The sequence below is a fragment of the Streptomyces rubradiris genome, from assembly GCF_016860525.1.
Classification (GTDB): domain Bacteria; phylum Actinomycetota; class Actinomycetes; order Streptomycetales; family Streptomycetaceae; genus Streptomyces; species Streptomyces rubradiris.
Window position 1 is genome coordinate 1054629 of the sequence record NZ_BNEA01000001.1, and the last position, 20891, is coordinate 1075519.

Below are 20891 nucleotides of genomic sequence, written 5' to 3' on the forward strand. Positions count from 1 at the left end.
GTCTTACTTCTCCTCGGTACGAGAGTGGGTGACGGCGGGCTCGTTGCCACCGAGCAGCAGGTAGAGGACGGCCATCCGGATGGAGACGCCGTTGGCGACCTGTTCGACGGCGGTGCAGCGGCCGGAATCGGCGACCTCGGCGGTGATCTCCATGCCGCGGACCATCGGGCCGGGGTGCATCACGATCGCGTGCTCGGGCAGCCGGGCCATGCGGTCGCCGTCGAGGCCGTAGCGCCGGGAGTACTCGCGCTCGGTCGGGAAGAAGGCCGCGTTCATGCGTTCGCGCTGGACGCGGAGCATCATCACGGCGTCGCACTTGGGCAGGGTGCTGTCCAGGTCGTAGGAGACCGCGCACGGCCAGGACTCGACGCCGACCGGCACCAGGGTGGGCGGGGCGACCAGGGTGACCTCGGCGCCGAGGGTGTGCAGCAGGTCGACGTTGGAGCGGGCGACCCGGCTGTGCAGGACGTCGCCGACGATGGTGATCCGCTTGCCGGACAGGTCCTGGCCGAGCCCGGCATCGCGGCCGACCAGCCGGCGGCGCAGGGTGAAGGCGTCCAGCAGGGCCTGGGTGGGGTGCTGGTGGGTGCCGTCGCCGGCGTTGATGACGGCCGCGTCGATCCAGCCGGAGTTGGCGAGCCGGTACGGGGCCCCGGAGGCGCCGTGCCGGATGACCACGGCGTCGACCCCCATGGCCTCCAGGGTCTGCGCGGTGTCCTTCAGGGACTCGCCCTTGGACACCGACGAGCCCTTGGCGGAGAAGTTGATGACGTCCGCGGACAGCCGCTTCTCGGCGGCCTCGAAGGAGATGCGCGTCCGCGTGGAGTCCTCGAAGAAGAGGTTGACGACCGTCCGGCCGCGCAGGGTCGGCAGCTTCTTGATCGGCCGGTCGGCGACCCGGGACATCTCCTCGGCGGTGTCGAGGATCAGGACGGCGTCGTCGCGGGTGAGGTCGGCGGCCGAGATGAGATGGCGCTGCATCTGACAGGCTCCGTAAGGCAGTTCATTCGGGAGATTTCGGGCAGACAGGCGCGTGCAGGGACACGCCGGGGCGGCCGTGCGCCTGTCGTGCTACTGGGCGGCCGGCTTCGCACCGAGCAGCACGGTGTCGCGACCGTCCTCCTCGGCGAGCTGGACCTTGACCGTCTCCCGCAGCGACGTGGGGAGGTTCTTGCCGACGTAGTCGGCGCGGATCGGCAGTTCGCGGTGGCCTCGGTCGACCAGGACCGCGAGCTGCACCGCGCGGGGGCGCCCGATGTCGTTCAGGGCGTCCAGGGCGGCGCGGATGGTGCGGCCGGAGAAGAGCACGTCGTCGACGAGGACGACCAGCTTGCCGTCGATGCCGTCACCGGGGATCTCGGTGCGGGCCAGCGCACGCGGCGGGTGCATGCGCAGGTCGTCGCGGTACATGGTGATGTCGAGGGAGCCGACCGGGATCTCGCGGTCGGTGATCTGCGCCAGCTTGGCGGCGAGCCGCCGGGCGAGGAAGACGCCCCGGGTCGGGATGCCGAGGAGCACCACGTCGTCGGCGCCCTTGGCGCGCTCGACGATCTCGTGGGCGATACGGGTCAGCACCCGCGCGATGTCGGGGCCTTCGAGCACGGGCCGGGCATCGGACGCTTGCGGATGCACGGGCGTGTCGTGCTTGTCCATACGAAACGGACCTCCTTCTCCGCCTCACGGGACGGACCTTAAAGGACGTCGGATTTGCGCCATCCACCGTACCAGGTCTCCCGAGGGCCTTCTGTCACCCGCTTGGCCTAACGGGGGGCCGCTACCACGGAAGAGTCGGTGTGGACCATTCGGCTTGACGCAGGAGAGTCACGCTGCGTAACCTCACAGTGAGTTACCAGCCGCGCGGCGGGCAGACAGTCCGGTCGCGTCGACACAGTGTCCGGGGAGCTATATGTCCAGCGAATACGCCAAACAGCTCGGGGCCAAGCTCCGGGCCATCCGCACCCAGCAGGGCCTTTCCCTCCACGGTGTCGAGGAGAAGTCCCAGGGTCGCTGGAAGGCCGTGGTGGTGGGTTCGTACGAGCGCGGCGACCGTGCCGTGACCGTGCAGCGCCTTGCCGAGCTGGCCGATTTCTATGGCGTTCCGGTGCAGGAGCTCCTGCCGGGCACCACGCCGGGCGGCGCCGCCGAGCCGCCGCCGAAGCTGGTCCTGGACCTGGAGCGGCTGGCCACCGTGCCGGCCGAGAAGGCGGGCCCCCTGCAGCGCTACGCGGCGACGATCCAGTCCCAGCGCGGTGACTACAACGGCAAGGTGCTCTCCATCCGCCAGGACGATCTGCGCACACTCGCCGTCATCTACGACCAGTCGCCCTCGGTCCTCACCGAGCAGCTGATCAGCTGGGGCGTGCTGGACGCGGACGCGCGCCGCGCGGTGGCCACGCACGAAGAGGCGTGACAACCGGCCAAATCTGAGCAGAAACGTGCCGCCGGGGTGGCCGGAATCTTACGGTTCCGGCCACCCCGGCGGCTTTTTCCCGCTCCTCGGCGCCTGCGCCTGCGCAGGAGGGCCCGTGGCACGAACCGTGCCACGGGCCCTCCTGTGGTGTCGTACCGGGCTCTACGCCTCGTCCCGGCGCAGGGACGGCTTGAGTTCCTTCAGCCGGCCCAGCAGGCCGTTGACGAACGACGGAGACTCGTCGGTGGAGAACTCCTTCGCCAGCTGCACCATCTCGTCCAGGACGACGGCGTCCGGGGTCTCGTCGACCCAGATCAGCTCGTACGCGCCCAGCCGCAGGATGTTGCGGTCCACGACCGGCATCCGGTCGAGCGTCCACCCCACCGCGTACTGGGAGATCAGCTCGTCGATCCGCCGCGCGTGCTCCGCGTAGCCCTCGACCAGCTGCATCGTGTACTCGCTGACCGGGGGCTGCCGGGTGTCGGCCCGGGAGAGCCGGACCCAGTCCGCGAGGACCGTCAGGACGTCGGCGCCGCGCTGGTCACCCTCGAAGAGGATCTGGAAGGCGCGCTTGCGGGCCGTGTTGCGGGCAGCCACGGTTAGCTGTTCACCCGGCCGAGGTAGTCGCCGGTGCGGGTGTCGACCTTGATCTTCTCACCGGTGGTGATGAAGAGCGGGACCTGGATCTCGTAGCCGGTCTCCAGCCTGGCGGGCTTGCTGCCACCGGTGGAGCGGTCGCCCTGGACACCCGGCTCGGTGTGCTCGATGGTCAGCTCGACGGCGGCCGGCAGCTCCACGAAGAGCACCTCGCCCTCGTGCTGGGCGACGGTGGCGGTGAAGCCCTCGATGAGGAAGTTCGCGGCGTCGCCGACGGCCTTGCGGTCGACCATCAGCTGGTCGTAGGTCTCCATGTCCATGAAGACGAAGTAGTCCCCGTCCATGTACGAGAACTGCATGTCGCGCTTGTCGACAGTGGCCGTCTCGACCTTGACGCCGGCGTTGAAGGTCTTGTCGACCACCTTGCCGGACAGCACGTTCTTGAGCTTGGTGCGCACGAAGGCCGGGCCCTTGCCAGGCTTGACGTGCTGGAACTCGACGACGGACCAGAGCTGGCCGCCTTCGAGCTTGAGCACCATGCCGTTCTTGAGGTCGTTCGTGGAAGCCACGGTTGCGGAATCTCCTGGACTGACGTACGACCCCGGGTCACGCGCTACAGCGCGAGCAGCTCCTTGGTCGTGATGGTGAGTAGCTCGGGTCCGCCGTCCGCCTCGGGGCGCACGACGAGCGTGTCATCGATCCGGACACCGCCCCGGCCCGGGAGGTGGACCCCCGGTTCGACGGTGACCGGCACGCAAGCGTCCAGTTTACCCATGGCCGAGGGGGCCAACTGCGGGTCCTCCTCGATTTCGAGTCCGACCCCGTGCCCGGTCAGCGGTGGCAGGGCTTCCGCATAGCCCGCCGAGTCCAGCACCTGACGTGCCGCGCGGTCGACGTCGCGGCAGGCGGCGCCCGGCGCGAGGAACTCCCGTCCGGCGCGCTGGGCGGCGAAGACGAGGTCGTACAGCTCGATCTGCCAGTCGGCCGGCGAGGTGCCGATGACGAAGGTGCGGCCGATCTCGCAGCGGTAGCCGCGGTAGGTGGCGCCCAGGCACACGGAGAGGAAGTCGCCCTCCTCCACGCGGCGGTCGGTGGGGCGGTGACCGCGGCGGCCGGCGTGCGGCCCGGTGGCCACGGAGGTGGGGAAGGCCGGGCCGTCGGCGCCGTGGTCGACCAGGCGCCGCTCCAGCTCCAGCGCGAGGTGCCGTTCGGTGCGGCCGACCAGGATGGACTCCAGCAGCTCGCCGAGGGCCTGGTCGGCGATCTCGGCGCCGATGCGCAGGCAGGAGATCTCCTCCTCGTCCTTGACCACCCTGAGCTGTTCGACGGCCCCGCCGAGGTCGGTCAGGCGCAGCCCGGGGGCGACCGAGGCGAGGGCGCGGTGGCGGGACACGGTGAGGTGGTGTTCCTCGACCGCCAGGGAGTCGGCGCCCTGGGCCAGGGCGAGACCGGCCGCGGCCACGGCGGTGTCGCCGCCGTTCGCCGGCAGGACATGCGGGCGCACGCTCTCGTCCGGCCTGCCCTCGTAGGGGCGGTCGTCCGGCGGGCCTGCGCACACCAGCAGGTCCTCGCCCCTGCCGAGCAGCAGGACGGAGCCCCGCGGGGCCGCGGCGGCGAGATAGCGGACGTTGGCCGGACGGGTGACGAGCGCTGCCGCGGTGCCGGCCGCGTTGACGTGGTCCCTCAGCCGGGATCGGCGGTTCGCGTACACCTCTGACATGAGATGAGCGTAGGAGTTTTGTCCGGTTTGTGCCGACCGGGAGGGGCCGAGTGGGGTCGCGGACGGCCGCCTACCAGCTCGGCGGGCTCGCTATCGCTCTCGCCAGGACCTCGTCCAGGACCCTCGCCGTGCCGGGGATGTCGAGCTGGGAGTTGTCGATGATCGGCAGGCCCGAGCCGTACCAGCCGGCCATGCGGCCGTGGATGCGGGCCACCTCCTCGTCGGTGAGGCGGCGGTTGCCGGTGCGTTCCGCGTTGCGCTCCAGGACGATGTCCAGGCCCGGCAGCAGGACCACCGGGAGCAGGCCGGGGCCCACGTGCCGCTTCCAGCCGCCGAGGCCCACGACCGGGCGGTCCGGGAAGACGGCGTCGTCCAGGATGCAGGAGATGCCGTTGGCCAGGAAGTTCCGGGCGGCGAAGCCGCAGGTGCGGCGGGCCAGGCGGTACTGGGCCTCCGAGTTCTCGTTCCAGCCGGTCTGGGGGTCGGCGAAACCGGAGCGGACCCATTCGCGCACGTCGTCCAGGCTGATGTGGGCGGTGGGGACGCGCCGGTGGTCCGCCCAGTACTTGGCGACACTGGTCTTGCCCGCACCGGCCGGTCCGATGAGGAGAACGGCGAGGGTGGCGGCCGTCGCGTCCGGGGCCGGGGCGGGCGGCGCCGTCGCCGCGCCGGCCGGACCGCCGGGCGGCAGTGGCACATGCCCGGTGGCGTCCTGGCCCGACGGCGCCGGAGCGTGCCGCGCGGGCGCCGGACCGGAGGGCGCGGGCGGCTGTTGCGGAGCCGTGGCCGGATGTGGCCCGGGGGGCTGCGGCGCCGGGGACCGGTGGGAAGCCGGAGGCTGCCGCGGGGCCGGCGGGACGGGGCCCGGCGGGGTGGCCGGGAAGCCGGGGGGCGGCGGGGGTACGGGCGCGGGCCGCCGGGGTGCTCCCGGGTGCGGGCCCTGGGAGTGGGCCGCCGGCTGATGGGAGACCGGCCGGTGGGCGGCCGGCTCATGGGGGGCCGGCGCCCAGCCGGCGTGCGGCCCCTGCCCCGGCTGGTGGGGCGGCGGCAGCGGAGAACCCACTGCGTGCTGCATCCGTTGCCACTTTCGTCTCGTACAGGCACTGTGCTGCCGGCGGCGGGGGCGCGCCCCCACTGCCTACCGAACGGTACCGTCCCCGGCCGTCGCTCGGTGAAACGGCCGGGGGCGGTCCGAAGTGCCCGGTCGGGGAAGGGAATCGGACGGAGGGAACAGTCCGGGACCTACTGCCCGACCTCGCCGTACGCGGCGAGGAGGACGGCCGGGTCGGGACCTTCCAGGACGGTGGGCTTGGCCAGTCCGTCCAGGACGATGAAGCGGAGCAGGTCGCCGCGGGACTTCTTGTCGACCTTCATCGTCTCCAGCAGCTTGGGCCACTGGTCGTAGCGGTAGTGCAGCGGCAGGCCGACGGCTTCCAGGATGGCGCGGTGCCGGTCGGCGGTCGCGTCGTCCAGGCGGCCCGCCAGGCGGCCCAGCTCGGCGGCGAAGTGCATGCCGACGGAGACCGCGGCGCCGTGCCGCCACTTGTACCGCTCGTTCTTCTCGATCGCGTGGCCCAGGGTGTGGCCGTAGTTGAGGATCTCCCGCAGCCCGGACTCCTTCAGGTCCGCGGAGACCACGTCGGCCTTCACCCGGATCGACCGCTCGATCAGCTCGGCGGTGTGCGGGCCGGCCGGGGTGCGGGCGGCCTCGGGGTCGGCCTCGATCAGGTCCAGGATCACCGGGTCGGCGATGAAGCCCGCCTTGATGACCTCGGCCAGGCCGGAGACGTAGTCATGGACCGGCAGCGAGTCGAGCGCGGCCAGGTCGCACAGCACACCGGCGGGCGGGTGGAAGGCACCGACGAGGTTCTTGCCCTCGGCGGTGTTGATCCCGGTCTTGCCGCCGACCGCCGCGTCCACCATGGCCAGCACGGTGGTCGGGATCGCCACCCAGCGCACCCCGCGCAGCCAGGTCGCCGCGACGAACCCGGCCAGGTCCGTGGTGGAGCCGCCGCCGACGCCCACGATGACGTCGGTGCGGGTGAAGCCGCACTGGCCCAGCGCCTTCCAGCAGTAGGCGGCGACCTCGGCGGTCTTGGCCTCCTCCGCGTTGGGGACCTGGATCGCGACGGCCTCGTACCCCTGCCCGGCCAGGTCGGCGCGCAGCGCCTCGCCGGTCTCCGCGAGCGCCTCCGGGTGGATCACCGCGACCCGCTTGGCCCGGTCGCCGATCAGTCCGGCCAGCTCGCCCAGCAGTTGCCGGCCGACCAGCACCTCGTAGGCGTCCGTGCCCGCCGTGGCCCCGACCTGGATCCGGGTGACTGCGTCGCTCATCGCTGCTTCAACTCCAGTGCGTCCAGCACGCTCTGCGTGACCTCTTCGGGGGTACGACCGTCCGTCGCGACCATCGCGACCGCGACCTGTTCGTACAGGTGCCGACGCGCTTCCATCAGTTCGCGCCACTGCTTGCGGGGGTTGACCGCGAGCAGCGGGCGGGCCACGTTCAGGCCGGTGCGCTTGACGGCCTCCTCGACCTCCATCGACAGGTAGACCACCCGGTGCCCGGCCAGCAGCGCCCGCGTCTCCTCGTCCAGGACGGCGCCGCCGCCCAGCGCCAGGACGCCGTCGTGCCCGGCGAGGGCGGCCCGCACGGCCGCCTTCTCCAGCGCGCGGAAGGCGCTCTCGCCCTCGTCCACGAAGATCTCGGCGATGGTGCGGCCCTGGGCGGCCACGATGTCGTCGTCGGTGTCCCGGTAGCCCACGCCGAGGTGGTCGGCGAGCAGCCGACCCACCGTGGACTTGCCCACGCCCATCGGCCCGACCAGGACGATCGCCGGCATGGCGCTCACCTGATCGCCAGGCTGTCGAGGTAGGAGCGGACGTTGCGGCGGGTCTCGGTGACGCTGTCGCCGCCGAACTTCTCCGCCACCGCGTCCGCCAGGACCAGCGCGACCATGGCCTCGGCGACGATCCCGGCGGCCGGCACCGCGCACACGTCCGAACGCTGGTGATGCGCCTGCGCCGCCTCACCGGTGACCACGTCGACCGTCCGCAGCGCCCGCGGCACCGTCGCGATCGGCTTCATCGCCGCCCGCACCCGCAGCAGCTCACCCGTGCTCAGACCACCCTCGGTCCCACCGGAACGGCCCGTGACCCGCCTGATGCCCTCGTCCGTGGTCACGATCTCGTCGTGCGCCTTCGAACCCGGCACCCGCGCCAGCTCGAAACCGTCACCGACCTCCACACCCTTGATCGCCTGGATGCCCATCAGCGCAGCCGCCAGCCGCGCGTCCAGCCGCCGGTCCCAGTGCACATGCGAGCCCAGCCCGACCGGCACCCCGTACGCCAGCACCTCCACCACACCACCCAGGGTGTCACCGTCCTTGTGGGCCTGGTCGATCTCCGCGACCATCGCCTTGGAGGCGTCCGCGTCCAGACATCGCACCGGATCCGCGTCCAGCCGCTCCACATCCGCCGGCGTCGGGTACACCCCGTACGGCGCCCGCGCCGAGGCCAGCTCCACCACATGGGAGACGATCTCGATCCCCGCCGTCTCCTTCAGGTACGAACGGGCCACCGCGCCCAGCGCCACCCGGGCCGCCGTCTCCCGGGCCGAGGCACGCTCCAGCACCGGACGGGCCTCGTCGAAGCCGTACTTCTGCATCCCCGCCAGGTCGGCGTGCCCCGGACGCGGACGGGTCAGCGGAGCATTGCGCGCCAGCCCGGCCAGCACCTCCGGATCCACCGGGTCGGCCGCCATGACCTGCTCCCACTTCGGCCACTCGGTGTTGCCCACCATCACCGCCACCGGCGAGCCCAGGGTCAGCCCGTGCCGGACACCACCCAGGAAGGTGACCTCGTCCCGCTCGAACTTCATCCGCGCACCACGGCCATAGCCGAGCCGCCGCCGCGCCAGGTGGTCCGCCACCATCTCCGTGGTGATCGGTACGCCGGCGGGAAGACCCTCCAGCGTCGCGACAAGTGCGGGACCGTGGGACTCCCCCGCGGTCAGCCAACGCAGCCTGCTCAACGGTGCTCCTCAGTGCTCGCGCCCGGTACTGCCCGGCGTGCGCGTCCTGGCGCACGGCGACGGCGTCACCGGGTGCGCGACCCCGGCACGCCACCTCCGATCCTCCCACGTCCCGGGGCGCCGGACAGCCGCCGGTCCAGCACGCGGACGCCTCCGGGGGCTCAGCCGTCGGCGAGCACCTTCTCCCCGGCCTGCCGCATGGCCTCCAGCGGGCCCGGGGCCTGGCCGGTCATCTGTTCGAACTGGAGCACGGCCTGGTGGACCAGCAGGTCGAGGCCGCCGACCACGGCGCCGCCGAACATGGACCAGCGCGCGGCCAGTTCGGTGGGCCAGGGGTCGTAGAGCACGTCGAAGAGGGTGGCGGGGCGTTCGGGTACGGCGGCGGCGAGGGCGTCGGTCGTCCCGGCGGGCGTGGTGGCGATCACCAGCGGGGCGCTCAGCGCCTGGGCGGCGTCGGCCCAGTCCGCGGTGCGGACCTCCACGTCGAGCCGCTCGCCCCACTGCCGCATCTCGGCGGCGCGGGCCTCGCTGCGGACGTAGGCGACGACCTCCCCGGTGCAGATCCGGGCCAGCGCGGCGAGCGCGGAGGAGGCGGTGGCCCCGGCGCCCAGGATGGCGGCGGAGCCGACCTCCTCGATGCCGTGCTCCCGCAGGGCGGCCACCATGCCCGGGATGTCGGTGTTGTCGCCGCGCCGGCGTCCGTCCTCGGTGAAGATCAGCGTGTTGACCGCGTCGACCGAGGCCGCGGTGTCGCTGACCTCGTCCAGCAGCGGGATGACGGCCCGCTTCAGCGGCATGGTCAGCGACAGCCCGGCCCACTCCGGCCCGAGCCGGTCCAGGAAGCCGGGCAGTGCGGCCTCGTCGACGTCGAAGCTGTCGTACGACCAGCCGGTGAGCCCGGCCGCCTCGTACGCCGCCCGGTGCAGCACCGGGGAGAGGGAGTGGGCGATCGGAGAACCGAGCACGGCGGCACGACGGCCGTCAGTTGCCCGTGTTGGCATTGAACTTGTCCTTGAGCTCTAGGAATTCCGCGTACGTCTTGGCGAACTCGGTGTTGCTCATGCCGTCGGTCGCCACGAAGTAGACCCAGCCGTCGTGCGTCGGGTTCAGCATCGCCTTCAGCGCGTCCTCGCCGGGGTTGCCGATCGGGCCGGGCGGAAGTCCCGGGTGCTTGTACGTGTTGTACGGGCTCGGGTTGCTGTTGATCTCCTCCTCGGAGATGTGGATGTTGCTCTTGCCGAGGAGGTAGTTGTAGGTCGAGTCGAACTGCAGCTTGCGGTTGGTCTCGGTGTTGTCGGGCTTGAGGCGGTTGTAGACCACCTCGGCCATCTTGCGGAAGTCGTCGTGGGTCTTGCCCTCGGCCTGGACCAGGCTCGCGACCGTGACGAGCTCGTACGCGCTGTCCAGGTCGAATTCCTTGGCCTTGTCGTTCAGGCCGTAGGCGGCGTACTTCTGCTTGGCCTGGCTGACCATCTGCTGGAGGATGGCCTCCGGCTTCATGCCCTTGGCGGCCGGATAGGTGCCGGGGAAGAGGAAGCCCTCCAGCGGGTCCTTGAGGTCGGCGTGGTTCTGCGCCCACGCCGGCAGTCCGAAGTCCTTGTACTGCTTCTCGGCGACCTTCTTGGTCGTCCCCGAGGACAGCTCCAGCTTCTTGTCGATGGCCGCGTAGACGCCCGAGTTGCGCTCGCCGGGGGTGACGACCACGTTGTTCTGGCTGCGCGGGTCCAGCATCAGCCGGACGGCGCTGCCGGCGGACATCTCCTTCTTCAGGAGGTAGGCACCGGCCTGGATGCCGTCGGCGCCCGGGGTGTTGGTCTGGGCGTGGACGAACGCCTCGGCGCTCTTGACGACCCCGGCCTCCTTCAGGCGGCGGCCGATCTCCCAGCCGCCCGCGCCCTTGGGGATCTCGACGGTGACCGTCTCGCCGGTGCCCTCGCCCGCGTAGTCCGGGGCCGTGCCGAAACGATTTTGGTAGAACTGGTACCCGAAATACCCGACTCCGCCGAGGCCGCCGCCGAACACCAGGACGACGACCATGCAGGCGCAGCCGGTGCGCCGCTTCTTGCTCTTGACCGGCTTGCGGCCCTTGCCGCGCCGCTCCCGGCGGCTCGCGGGCTCGTGCTCCCCGTCGTCACCCGCGCCGCCGCCGGCCACCGCCGGGGCGTGCTCGTCGTCCTCGGCCGGCTCCGCCTCCGGGCCGGGCTCGGGCCGCCTGCGGCCGGGCGGCTCCGGCGGCGGGTAGGCGTCCTCGGTGCCGTAGAGGTCGGGCTGCTCCCCGCCGTAGGCCACGGGCTGCTGGCCGTAGGGATCGCCCGGGTCGGCGGCGTAGGGCACCTGGCCGACGGTGCCGGTCGCGTCCCAGCCGCCCTGGTGGAACTGGTGCTGGGTGTGCCCGGCGAGCTGTTCTTCGTACTGCCGGCCGTCGTGGTGCGGGTGCTGCTGTCCCTCGTATCCGGGCTGCTGCCCCTGGCTCCAGTCGTCGCCGTACCCCGGCGCCTGCGGATAGTGCTGCGGCCGGTCGCCGTACGGGGACTGCGAGCCCTGCTGGGCCTGCTGTCCGCCCCATCCGCCGTCCCCGGACAACGGGTCCTCCGGATTCCACGGTTCGGAGCCTTGGCCCCGGCCATACTCAGTCATCGATCCCCTAGAGCCGCGAGGCCCACGGTCCCGCGGCCCGTCGGCCGGATCCCGTTCCGCCTCTTGCTGTGCCCCGGCTGTTCGAACACCGGCGCATCGCGCGGAACGTTACCGTATCGCGATCAGATGACCACTTCGACGCCCTCACCGGGTGGTTTGCCTGACACCCGTTCGGATTCCAGGGCCTGCTGCAGGATGATCACGGCCGCCGCCTGGTCGATGACCGAACGGCCCTTCTTGGACTTCACGCCGGAGGCGCGCAGTCCCTGACTGGCCGTCACGGTCGTCATCCGCTCGTCCACCAGGCGCACCGGCACCGGCTGGACCCCCCGGGCCAGTTCCTGCGCGAAGGCGCGGACCTTGACCGCGGCCGGGCCCTCGCCCCCCTTGAGGGAGCGAGGGAGGCCGACGACGACCTCGATCGGGTCGTACTCCTCCACCAGTTGACGAAGGCGGCGGTGGGCGGCGGGGATGTCCCTGCCGGGGACGGTCTCCACCGGGGTGGCGAGGATCCCGTCGGGGTCGCACGAGGCGACCCCGATCCGGGCGTCCCCGACGTCGATCGCGAGCCGACGTCCTCTGCGCATCTGCTTGAGCCGTTCCTACTTGGCGGTCTCGGCGACGAGCCGCTCGACGGCCTCGACGGCCTCGCCGACGGCGGCCGGGTTCTGGCCGCCGCCCTGGGCCACGTCCGGCTTGCCGCCACCGCCGCCGCCGAGGGTCTTGGCGGCGGTGCGGACCAGGTCACCGGCCTTGAGACCGCGGTCACGGGCGGCGTCGTTGGTGGCGATGACCGTCAGCGGCTTGCCGCCCGTGACCGTGAACAGGGCCACCACGGCGGCCCGGCCGCCCTGGATCCGGCCGCGCACGTCCAGGACCAGCTTGCGCAGGTCGTCGGGCGTCGTGCCGTCCGGCACCTGGCCGGTGACCACGGCCACGCCGCGGACGTCCTTGGCGGACTCGGCGAGGCCGGCGGCGGCCTGGAGGACCTTCTCGGCGCGGAAGCGCTCGATCTCCTTCTCGGCGTCCTTCAGCTTGCCGAGCATGGCGGAGACCTTCTCGGGCAGCTCCTCCGGACGGCCCTTGAGCAGCTCGGTCAGCTGGTTGACGACCGTGTGCTCACGGGCGAGGAAGTTGTAGGCGTCCACGCCGACCAGGGCCTCGATACGGCGCACACCGGAGCCGATGGAGGACTCGCCGAGCAGCTTCACCAGGCCCAGCTGGGCGGTGTTGTGCACGTGCGTGCCGCCGCACAGCTCCTTGGAGAAGTCGCCGATGGTCACGACGCGCACCCGCTCGCCGTACTTCTCGCCGAACTCGGCGATGGCGCCCTGCTTCTTGGCCTCGTCGATGCCCATGACCTCGGCGTGCACGTCCAGGTCGCGGGCGAGCACCTCGTTGATCTTCTGCTCGACGTCGGTCATCACGGCCGTCGGGACGGCGGACGGGGAGCCGAAGTCGAAGCGGAAGCGGCCGGGCTGGTTCTCCGAACCGGCCTGGGCGGCCGTCGGGCCGAGGGCGTCGCGCAGGGCCTGGTGGGTCAGGTGGGTGGCCGAGTGCGCGCGGGCGATGGCGTGGCGGCGGCGGGCGTCGATGGCGGCGTGGGCCTTGGCGCCGACGGTCACCTCGCCGACCTGGACGACGCCCTTGTGGACGTACACGCCCGGCACCGGCTTCTGGCAGTCGCGGACCTCGATGACGGCACCGGAGTCCACCTTGATGCGGCCGGTGTCGCCGATCTGGCCGCCGCCCTCGGCGTAGAACGGGGTGCGGTCCAGGACGATCTCGACCTCGTCGCCCTCGGTGGCGGCCGGAGAGGAGGCGCCGTCGACCAGGATGCCGACGATGGTGGACTCGCCCTCGGTGTCGGTGTAGCCGATGAAGTCGGTCTCGCCGGCGCTGTCCGCGATCTCGCGGTAGGCGCCCAGGTCGGCGTGACCGGTCTTCTTGGCCTGGGCGTCGGCCTTGGCGCGCTCCCGCTGCTCCTTCATCAGGCGGCGGAAGCCGTCCTCGTCCACGGTCAGGCCCTGCTCGGCGGCCATCTCCAGGGTGAGGTCGATCGGGAAGCCCCAGGTGTCGTGGAGCAGGAACGCCTTGTCGCCGGAGAGGACGGTGCCGCCGGAGGCCTTGGTCTCGGAGACGGCGGTGTCCAGGATGTTGGTGCCGGCCTTCAGCGTCTTGAGGAAGGCGTTCTCCTCGGCGAGGGCGACCTTCTCGATGCGCTCGCGGTCGGTGATCAGCTCCGGGTACTGCTGCCCCATCATGCCGATCACGGTGTCGATCAGGTCCTTGACGACCGGACCGGTGGCGCCGAGCAGCCGCATGTTGCGGATGGCGCGGCGCATGATGCGGCGCAGGACGTAGCCGCGGCCCTCGTTGCCGGGGGTGACGCCGTCGCCGATGAGCATGGTGGCGGTGCGCATGTGGTCGGTGACCACGCGCAGGGACACGTCCGAGTCGTGGGCGTCGCCGTAGCGCACGCCGGTCAGCTCGGTGGCCTTGTCGATGACGGCCATGGAGGTGTCGATCTCGTACATGTTCTGCACGCCCTGCAGAATCATGGCGAGCCGCTCCAGGCCGAGGCCCGTGTCGATGTTCTTGCTCGGCAGGTCCCCGAGGATCTCGAAGTTGTCCTTGCCGATGCCCTCGCCCCGCTCGTACTGCATGAAGACGAGGTTCCAGATCTCGACGTACCGCTCGTCGTTGACGGCGGGGCCGCCCTCGACGCCGAACTCGGGGCCGCGGTCGTAGTTGATCTCGGAGCAGGGGCCGCACGGACCGGGCACGCCCATGGACCAGAAGTTGTCCTTCATGCCCAGGCGCTGGATGCGCTCCTTCGGCACGCCGACGACCTCGTGCCAGATCCGCTCCGCCTCGTCGTCGTCCTGGTAGACGGTGATCCACAGGCGCTCGGGGTCGAGGCCGTAACCGCCCTTGTCCTGGGGCGTGGTGAGCAGCTCCCAGGCGAGCTTGATGGCGCCTTCCTTGAAGTAGTCGCCGAAGGAGAAGTTGCCGCACATCTGGAAGAACGTGCCGTGCCGCGTGGTCTTGCCGACCTCTTCGATGTCGGGCGTGCGCACGCACTTCTGCACGCTGGTGGCGCGCGGGAACGGCGGCTTGACCTCACCCAGGAAGTAGGGCTTGAAGGGCACCATGCCGGCGGGGACGAGGAGCAGAGTCGGGTCGTCCGCGATGAGCGACGCCGAAGGGACGACGGTGTGCCCGCGCTCCTCGAAGAAGCTCAGCCAGCGGCGGCGAATCTCGGCCGACTCCATCAGTGGTCCTCATTCCGGTTGTACGAGTACATCGGGGCTTCGATGTACTTCGGTGTGCTGCGGTTGTCGCTGTGGTGGTTCTCGATGGCGGTGTACCGCCGGGGCGCGGGGAGCTCGGGGTCCTCGTGGATGCCGAGGGCCTCCTCCAGCTCGGCCTCCCGCCGGGCCATGTTGTCGCGGACGTCGAACGCGAAGCCGACCGCGCGGTCCTTCAGGCGCTGACCGGTCTCCAGGGCCTTGTTCGCCGCGGTGGCGGCCAGGCTCTCCGGGGTCAGCTGCCTGATCTTGCGGTTGACCTTGGTGGTGGCCCACACACCGGCGGCGACACCGGTGGAGAACCAGAACGTACGGCGGAACATCGCTCGGTCTTCGTCCTTACTTCCGCTTGCGTCGTGCGGCGGGGACCGTCCGGCCCACGATCACGGTACGCCGGGCCGACTTGGCGGGCACGTCCTCCCCCTTGCGGCCGCCGAGCGCCCGGCGGACGCCGTAGCCGAAGGCCGCGACCTTGACCAGCGGGCCGCCGAAGGTCGAGGCGACGGTGGTCGACAGCGCGGAGGCGTTGGAGGTGACCTCCTGGACGTCGGAGGCGATCGCGTCGACCCGGTCGATCTGGGTCTGCGCGGAGCGCACCGCCTGGGAGGCGTCGGCGAGCAGCGGGACGGCCTGGTCGGTCACGTCCGCGACGAGCTTGGTGGTCGCCTTGAGCGTCTGGGCCAGCCTCGCCAGCGCGACCGCGAGGAAGGAGACCAGGATCGCCCAGAAGACGGCCACCAGAATCCCGGCCACCTCTGTACCGGACACTGTGCGCACCCGCTCCCTGAAACGTGCCTGAGCATCGGAAAAGTCGTGTCCCGAGCCTATCGCGCCGGGGCCCCGGCTCCGTACCGGATTCCCCGCCGGGGCGGGAGCGGCCGCGCCGGGTGATTGTACGCAGTGAACACGGTTCAGTACGCTCCGTGTCCCATGCGAGATCCTCACGCTCCCGGCCCCTGGGCGGGCGGCGCCCCGCCCCTGGAACTGACCGCTTTCGTCGGGCGCTCGGCGGAGCTGGCCGAGCTGACGGCGGCCCTCGGCCGGGCCCGGCTGGTGACCGTCACCGGGGTGGGCGGGGTGGGCAAGTCCCGGCTGGCGGTGCGGGCGGCGGCGCGGTGGGCGGCCGGTGCGCCGGGCGGTGCGGGCTGGGGCCGGGTGGAGCTGGCCGACGTGCGCGATCCGCAGCTCGTGGAGTACGCGGTCGTGGAGGCGCTGGGACTGACCGACCACACCACCCGGCCGCCCCGCCGGACGCTGCTGGAGCAGCTGGCGGACCAGCGGATGCTGCTGGTGCTGGACGGGTTCGAGCATCTGGCGGGGACCTCGGCCCGGCTGGTGGCCCGGCTGCTGCGCGGACTGCCGGAACTGCGGGTGCTGGCCGTGGGCCGTCGCCCGCTGGGCCTGGCGGGCGAGCGGCTGTTCCCGCTGGCGCCGCTCGGTTGCGAGGAGGCGGTGGAGCTGTTCGCCGACCGGGCCCGGGCGCACGGGGTGCCGGTGGCCGACGGCCCCGAGGTACGGGAGCTGTGCCGCCGGCTGGAGGGGATCCCGCTGGCGCTGGAGCTGGCGGCCGGGCGGCTGCGCGCGCTGTCCCCGGCGCAGCTGCTGCACCGCCTGGGCGACCGGTTCCGGCTGCTGACCGGCGGCGCCCGGGACGCCCTGCCCCGGCACCGGACGCTGCGCACCGCGATCGGCTGGAGCCATGAGCTGTGCACCCCGGCCGAACGGCTGCTGTGGGCGCGGCTGTCGGTGTTCGCGGGGTCCTTCGAGCTGGAGGCGGCCGAGTACGTGTGCGGCGGGGCGGGGCTGCCCGCGGAGGACGTGCTGGACGTGCTGTCGGAGCTGCTCGCGCAGTCGGTCGTCGCCCGTGAGGAGACCCCGGCGGGCCCGCGCTACCGGATGCTGGACACCGTCCGGGAGTACGGCGCCGAGTGGCTGGCGGCGGCCGGGGACGCGGACCGGCTGCGCAGACGGCACCGGGACTGGTACCTGGGCCTGGCGACCTGGTGCGAGCTGGAGTGGTTCACGCCCCGGCAGCGGGAGGTGGCCGCGCGCGTGGACGTGGAGCTGCCGAATCTGCGGGCCGCGCTGGAGTGCAGCCTGACCTGGCCGGACGAGGCGCACCTCGGCCAGCACCTGGCGGGTTCGCTGTGGTTCTGCTGGGTGGGCTGCGGGCGGCTGTCGGAGGGAAGACGCTGGCTGGAGCGCACCCTGGAGCCGGAATCGGGGTACGAGCGGGCCCGGCTGAAGGCGCTGTGGGTGCTGGGCTACGTGGCGATCCTCCAGGGCGACACCGGGCCGGCGCTGCGCGCCCTGCGGGCGTGCCGCGAGGGGGCGGAGCGGGCGGGCGATCCGGTGGCGGTGGCGTACGCCGAGCACCGCACCGGCTGTCTGGCCCTGGTCACGGACGACATGGCCGGTGCGGAAACGCTGCTGCGCTCGGCGCTGGAGCGCTACCGGGCGGTCGGCGAGCTGAACAGCAACGTCCTGATGGGCCGGGTGGAGCTGGCGATGGCCCGGGCGTTCCGGGGCGACCTGCCGGGCGCGGTGCGGCTGTGCGAGGAGGTGCGCCGGGTCTGCGAGGACCACGGGGAGCGCTGGGCGCGTTCGTACGCGCTGTATGTGCTGGCGTACGCGGCCTGGGCCGACGGGGACCCGGCCGGCGCGCGGGAGCTGCTCGCGAGCGCGCTGGCCGACGCGCACGTGTTCCGGGATCTGCTGGGCTCGGTGCTCGTCATCGAGCTGCTGGCGCTGGTGACGGTGGCGCAGGGCGATCCGGTGGAGGCGGCGGTGCTCCAGGGCGCCGCCGGGCGGCTGTGGCCCTCGGTGGGGCTGCCGCTGTTCGGTTCGGCGTACTTCAACGCGCCGCACGAGCGGTGTGAGGCCGCCGCGCGGCGGGCGCTGGGCGACGCGCGGTACGCCGAGTGCGTGCGGGCGGGAGCCGGGCTGGACCGGGAGGCGGCGGTGGCGCGGGCGCTGCGGCATCGGAAGCCGGGGGCGCTGGGCGCGCTGCCGGCGCCGCGCGGCCCGGCCCCGGGCACCGGCCCCGGACAGCGCGAACCCGCCGCCTCGCCCACCCGGAAGGGCGGGGAGACGGCGGGCTGAGGTCTACGCCGTGACCTGGGTCAGCGGGCGTAGTACTCGACGACGAGCTGCTCGTCGCAGATCACCGGGATCTCCTTGCGGTTCGGCTCGCGGTCCAGGCGGAACGCCAGGGCCTTGAGGTTCACCTGGAGGTAGCGCGGGGTCTCGCCGTCGGGGGCGAAGCCACCCTCACGGGCGATCTGGAACAGCGTCTTGTCCTTGGAGCGGTCGCGGACCTGCACGACGTCGTCCGGGCGGACGCGGAAGGACGGCTTGTCGACCTTCTGGCCGTTGACCTGGATGTGGCCGTGGACGACCATCTGGCGGGCCTGGTAGATCGTGCGGGCGATGCCCGAACGCAGGACCAGCGCGTCGAGGCGGCGCTCCAGCTCCACGATCAGGGCCTCACCGGTCTTGCCCTGGACCTTGGAGGCACGCTCGTAGGCGCGCACCAGCTGGCGCTCGGAGATGTCGTACTGAGCGCGCAGGCGCTGCTTCTCCAGCAGACGGACCTTGTAGTCCGAGTTCTGCTTGCGGCCGCGGCCGTGCTCGCCCGGCGGGTAGGGGCGGGCCTCGAAGTACTTGACGGCCTTCGGGGTCAGCGCGATACCGAGGGCACGCGACTTCTTGACCTTGGGGCGGGACTGGTTCGCCACAGTTATCTCATTTCCTAGATTCCGGCTCGTCAGGATTAGGGAGGTCGCATCCGCAGCCGGGAAAACCCGTCGGGTCCGCGCGGGACCTGCCGGGCAGCCGCTTCCCTGGTCTGGGCACATACGTGCAGCACGCGAGTGGCCCACCGACCGTCCCGGGATCTCACGGGGGGTGGTGGGCTGCCCGCGACACCGTTCGACGGTGCGCGACGCTCCTGGAGCCGGTCCACGGGGAACCGGGTCTCCGGCCGGGTGTCCCGCTCTGACAGCACGGAACTCGGCACTTCGCAGCAGTCTACAGGCTGCTCAGGACCGCTTGCGACCGAGGTGTCTGCGCGTCCACTCGACGGCGTCCGCGTACCTGGCCTCGGCGCCGTGCCGGCCCGGGGTGTAGTACTCGCGGTCCTTCAGGGCGTCCGGGGCGTACTGCTGCTCGGCGATGCCCTCGGGCAGGTCGTGCGGGTACACGTACCCCTGGGCGTGGCCGAGCTTGGCGGCGCCCTTGTAGTGCCCGTCGCGCAGATGCGGGGGGACCGGGCCGGCCAGGCCCTTGCGCACGTCGTCCAGGGCGGCGGCGATCGCGGTGGTCGCGGAGTTGGACTTGGGGGCGAGGGCCAGGGCGATGGTGGCGTGGCTGAGGGTGAGGGCGGCCTCCGGGAAGCCGATCATGGCGACGGCCTGGGCGGCGGCGACCGCGGTCGGCAGCGCGGTGGGGTCGGCGAGGCCGATGTCCTCGCTGGCGGAGATCATCAGCCGGCGGGCGATGAACCGGGGGTCCTCGCCGGCCTCGATCATGCGGGCCAGGTAGTGCAGGGCGGCGTCGACGTCGGAGCCTCGGATGGACTTGATGAGGGCGCTGGCGACGTCGTAGTGCTGGTCGCCGTCGCGGTCGTACTTCACGGCGGCGCGGTCGACGGTCCGCTCCAGCGTCCGCAGGGCGATCTCGCTCTCGCCCTGGTCCAGGGCGGCGCCGGCGGCGGCCTCCAGGGCGGTCAGGGCGCGCCGGGCGTCGCCGCCGGCGATCCGCAGCAGGTGCTCCTCGGTCTCCTCGGGGAGCGTGACGGCGTTCTTCAGGCCGCGTTCGTCGGCGAGGGCGCGCCGCAGCAGGCCGCGGATGTCGTCGTCGGTGAGGGGTTCGAGGGTGAGCAGCAGGGAGCGGGAGAGCAGCGGGGAGATCACCGAGAAGTAGGGGTTCTCGGTGGTGGCCGCGATCAGGGTGACCCAGCGGTTCTCCACGGCCGGCAGCAGGGAGTCCTGCTGGGCCTTGCTGAAGCGGTGGATCTCGTCCAGGAAGAGGACGGTCTCCTTGCCGTAGCCGCCGGTGGCGCGGCGGGCGCCGTCGATGACCGCGCGGACCTCCTTGACGCCCGCGGTGATCGCGGACAGCTCCACGAACCGCTTGTCGGTCGCCTTGGACACCACGTACGCCAGGGTGGTCTTGCCGGTGCCGGGCGGGCCCCAGAGGATCACCGAGGACGGTCCGGCGGGCCCGCCGGAGCCCTCGCCGACCAGGCGGCGCAGGGGTGAGCCGGGCGCCAGCAGATGCTGCTGGCCCACGACCTCGTCGAGCGAGCGCGGGCGCATGCGCACCGCCAGGGGGCTGCCCGCCGGGTCCTTCTCCTGGCGTTCTTCTGCTGCGGCGGTGAAGAGGTCGGGTTCCACGCTGAAACCCTAGAACACCGCACTGACAATCCCTCCGGGGCCGTCAGCTGGTCCAGAACTCCCACCAGCGGGTCAGCACCAGCATGCCGATGATGCCGATGTGCGCGACCGGCACGACCCAGGTGAACTCGCCGAAGAAGGACCGCAGCCACCGCGGGGCCGGCAGGAAGGCGTTGCGGACGTTGAACGAGGTGACGTACCAGAACATGGTGATCGTGGCGACCCAGGCCAGCGAGCACCACAGGCACAGCGCGTTGATCCGGTACAGGGACTGGAACTGCAGCCAGGTGCAGAAGCCCACACCGAACAGGGTGCCGAAGTTGAACGTGAGCCAGTACCAGCGCGGGAACCGGGCGCGGGCCAGCAGGCTCATGCCGACGCAGATGACGATGCCGTAGCAGACCAGCCCGAGCATGGGGTTCGGGAAGCCGAAGGCGGCGGCCTGCTTGCTCTCCATGACGCTGCCGCAGGAGACCACCGGGTTGAGGCTGCATCCGGGGGTGAAGGTCTTGCCCGCGACCTTGGCTTCGAGGATCTTGAACTTGTCGATCGTGATGACCCACGAGGCCAGCAGTCCGGCCGCGCCGGTGATCACCAGCAGGATGGCGAGGGCACGGCTGGCGCCGGCCGCGCCCGGGGCGTCGGCGGCGCGCTCCGGACCGGGCGCCGCGGAGACGTCGTTCACTGTCGTCTTGCTCATCACGCCGATTCCGTCACTCGAGGGTCGGACCATCTTCGGGCAGGGGTCATTGTGCCGCACGCACCTGGGTGCGCACCGTTCGTTGTGCAT

General features: G+C 71.9%; 20 protein-coding genes. 2 read left to right on the forward strand and 18 right to left on the reverse strand.

The genetic code is table 11. From position 1 onward, the window contains the following. Positions 1 to 3: 3 nt before the first annotated feature. The gene (locus Srubr_RS04895) at positions 4 to 981 is read right to left on the reverse strand and encodes an aspartate carbamoyltransferase catalytic subunit (RefSeq protein ID WP_189757156.1); all 978 of its coding nucleotides are present in this window, start codon (positions 979 to 981) and stop codon (positions 4 to 6) included. 90 nt (positions 982 to 1071) lie between these two features. After that, entirely contained in the window at positions 1072 to 1653 is a 582-nt protein-coding gene (gene pyrR, locus Srubr_RS04900; protein WP_030795014.1) for a bifunctional pyr operon transcriptional regulator/uracil phosphoribosyltransferase PyrR, read from the reverse strand. A 253-nt stretch (positions 1654 to 1906) separates the two neighbouring features. Here pyrR and bldD point away from each other — a divergent pair, with 253 nt between their 5' ends. Further along, entirely contained in the window at positions 1907 to 2410 is a 504-nt protein-coding gene (gene bldD / locus Srubr_RS04905; protein WP_014671524.1) for a transcriptional regulator BldD, read from the forward strand. A gap of 162 nt (positions 2411 to 2572) precedes the next feature. Here the strand turns inward: bldD and nusB are convergent, their stop codons facing one another. The 13 genes from nusB to Srubr_RS04970 all read right to left on the reverse strand — a co-directional run bounded on the left by nusB (position 2573) and on the right by Srubr_RS04970 (position 15482). Next, positions 2573 to 3007 (reverse strand): transcription antitermination factor NusB, encoded by a 435-nt coding sequence (gene nusB, locus Srubr_RS04910; protein ID WP_189996298.1) that lies wholly within the window; start codon positions 3005 to 3007, stop codon positions 2573 to 2575. Between the two features lie 2 nt (positions 3008 to 3009). Next, positions 3010 to 3576 (reverse strand): elongation factor P, encoded by a 567-nt coding sequence (gene efp, locus Srubr_RS04915; protein ID WP_189996297.1) that lies wholly within the window; start codon positions 3574 to 3576, stop codon positions 3010 to 3012. 44 nt (positions 3577 to 3620) lie between these two features. Further along, on the reverse strand, positions 3621 to 4727 hold the full coding sequence (locus Srubr_RS04920; protein ID WP_189996296.1) for an aminopeptidase P family protein: 1107 nt from the start codon (positions 4725 to 4727) through the stop codon (positions 3621 to 3623). A gap of 70 nt (positions 4728 to 4797) precedes the next feature. After that, a complete protein-coding gene (locus Srubr_RS04925) occupies positions 4798 to 5802 on the reverse strand; it encodes an AAA family ATPase (RefSeq protein ID WP_189996295.1) in 1005 nt (334 codons plus the stop codon). 167 nt (positions 5803 to 5969) lie between these two features. Continuing rightward, positions 5970 to 7061, reverse strand: coding sequence for a 3-dehydroquinate synthase (gene aroB / locus Srubr_RS04930; RefSeq protein WP_189996294.1), 1092 nt, complete (start codon positions 7059 to 7061; stop codon positions 5970 to 5972). Beyond that, entirely contained in the window at positions 7058 to 7567 is a 510-nt protein-coding gene (locus tag Srubr_RS04935; protein ID WP_189996293.1) for a shikimate kinase, read from the reverse strand. Before Srubr_RS04935 ends, aroB begins: the two co-directional genes overlap by 4 nt. A 5-nt stretch (positions 7568 to 7572) precedes the next feature. Further along, on the reverse strand, positions 7573 to 8757 hold the full coding sequence (gene aroC, locus Srubr_RS04940) for a chorismate synthase (protein ID WP_189996292.1): 1185 nt from the start codon (positions 8755 to 8757) through the stop codon (positions 7573 to 7575). 161 nt (positions 8758 to 8918) lie between these two features. Further along, complete coding sequence (locus Srubr_RS04945; RefSeq protein WP_189996291.1) at positions 8919 to 9758, reverse strand: shikimate dehydrogenase; 840 nt, start codon at positions 9756 to 9758, stop codon at positions 8919 to 8921. Further along, positions 9739 to 11394, reverse strand: coding sequence for an endolytic transglycosylase MltG (gene mltG / locus Srubr_RS04950; RefSeq protein ID WP_189996290.1), 1656 nt, complete (start codon positions 11392 to 11394; stop codon positions 9739 to 9741). Before mltG ends, Srubr_RS04945 begins: the two co-directional genes overlap by 20 nt. A 122-nt stretch (positions 11395 to 11516) precedes the next feature. Beyond that, on the reverse strand, positions 11517 to 11981 hold the full coding sequence (ruvX, locus tag Srubr_RS04955) for a Holliday junction resolvase RuvX (RefSeq protein WP_189996289.1): 465 nt from the start codon (positions 11979 to 11981) through the stop codon (positions 11517 to 11519). Positions 11982 to 11996: 15 nt separating this feature from the next. Next, entirely contained in the window at positions 11997 to 14669 is a 2673-nt protein-coding gene (gene alaS / locus Srubr_RS04960; protein ID WP_189996288.1) for an alanine--tRNA ligase, read from the reverse strand. Then, a complete protein-coding gene (locus tag Srubr_RS04965) occupies positions 14669 to 15028 on the reverse strand; it encodes a hypothetical protein (RefSeq protein ID WP_030780949.1) in 360 nt (119 codons plus the stop codon). Before Srubr_RS04965 ends, alaS begins: the two co-directional genes overlap by 1 nt. Before the next feature lie 16 nt (positions 15029 to 15044). After that, positions 15045 to 15482, reverse strand: coding sequence for a DUF948 domain-containing protein (locus Srubr_RS04970; RefSeq protein WP_106980632.1), 438 nt, complete (start codon positions 15480 to 15482; stop codon positions 15045 to 15047). A 153-nt stretch (positions 15483 to 15635) separates the two neighbouring features. On the opposite strand from Srubr_RS04970, the gene Srubr_RS04975 reads away from it, so the two are divergent. Further along, positions 15636 to 17807, forward strand: a complete 2172-nt coding sequence (locus Srubr_RS04975; RefSeq protein ID WP_189996287.1) for an ATP-binding protein — start codon at positions 15636 to 15638, stop codon at positions 17805 to 17807. 20 nt (positions 17808 to 17827) lie between these two features. Here the strand turns inward: Srubr_RS04975 and rpsD are convergent, their stop codons facing one another. The 3 genes from rpsD to Srubr_RS04990 all read right to left on the reverse strand — a co-directional run bounded on the left by rpsD (position 17828) and on the right by Srubr_RS04990 (position 20801). Then, the gene (gene rpsD / locus Srubr_RS04980) at positions 17828 to 18442 is read right to left on the reverse strand and encodes a 30S ribosomal protein S4 (RefSeq protein WP_020938857.1); all 615 of its coding nucleotides are present in this window, start codon (positions 18440 to 18442) and stop codon (positions 17828 to 17830) included. Between the two features lie 303 nt (positions 18443 to 18745). Then, a complete protein-coding gene (locus tag Srubr_RS04985) occupies positions 18746 to 20101 on the reverse strand; it encodes a replication-associated recombination protein A (RefSeq protein ID WP_189996286.1) in 1356 nt (451 codons plus the stop codon). Positions 20102 to 20144: 43 nt separating this feature from the next. Beyond that, the gene (locus Srubr_RS04990; protein WP_189996285.1) at positions 20145 to 20801 is read right to left on the reverse strand and encodes a vitamin K epoxide reductase family protein; all 657 of its coding nucleotides are present in this window, start codon (positions 20799 to 20801) and stop codon (positions 20145 to 20147) included. Positions 20802 to 20891 lie beyond the last annotated feature (90 nt).

Coding starts and splice junctions, on each gene's coding strand:
- Srubr_RS04895 (WP_189757156.1), bottom strand. CDS start 981: ATGCAGCGCCATCTCATCTCGGCCGCCGACCTCACCCGCGACGACGCC.
- pyrR (WP_030795014.1), bottom strand. CDS start 1,653: ATGGACAAGCACGACACGCCCGTGCATCCGCAAGCGTCCGATGCCCGG.
- bldD (WP_014671524.1), top strand. CDS start 1,907: ATGTCCAGCGAATACGCCAAACAGCTCGGGGCCAAGCTCCGGGCCATC.
- Srubr_RS04920 (WP_189996296.1), bottom strand. CDS start 4,727: ATGTCAGAGGTGTACGCGAACCGCCGATCCCGGCTGAGGGACCACGTC.
- Srubr_RS04925 (WP_189996295.1), bottom strand. CDS start 5,802: ATGCAGCACGCAGTGGGTTCTCCGCTGCCGCCGCCCCACCAGCCGGGG.
- aroB (WP_189996294.1), bottom strand. CDS start 7,061: ATGAGCGACGCAGTCACCCGGATCCAGGTCGGGGCCACGGCGGGCACG.
- Srubr_RS04935 (WP_189996293.1), bottom strand. CDS start 7,567: ATGCCGGCGATCGTCCTGGTCGGGCCGATGGGCGTGGGCAAGTCCACG.
- Srubr_RS04945 (WP_189996291.1), bottom strand. CDS start 9,758: ATGCCAACACGGGCAACTGACGGCCGTCGTGCCGCCGTGCTCGGTTCT.
- mltG (WP_189996290.1), bottom strand. CDS start 11,394: ATGACTGAGTATGGCCGGGGCCAAGGCTCCGAACCGTGGAATCCGGAG.
- ruvX (WP_189996289.1), bottom strand. CDS start 11,981: ATGCGCAGAGGACGTCGGCTCGCGATCGACGTCGGGGACGCCCGGATC.
- alaS (WP_189996288.1), bottom strand. CDS start 14,669: ATGGAGTCGGCCGAGATTCGCCGCCGCTGGCTGAGCTTCTTCGAGGAG.
- Srubr_RS04965 (WP_030780949.1), bottom strand. CDS start 15,028: ATGTTCCGCCGTACGTTCTGGTTCTCCACCGGTGTCGCCGCCGGTGTG.
- Srubr_RS04975 (WP_189996287.1), top strand. CDS start 15,636: ATGCGAGATCCTCACGCTCCCGGCCCCTGGGCGGGCGGCGCCCCGCCC.
- Srubr_RS04990 (WP_189996285.1), bottom strand. CDS start 20,801: ATGAGCAAGACGACAGTGAACGACGTCTCCGCGGCGCCCGGTCCGGAG.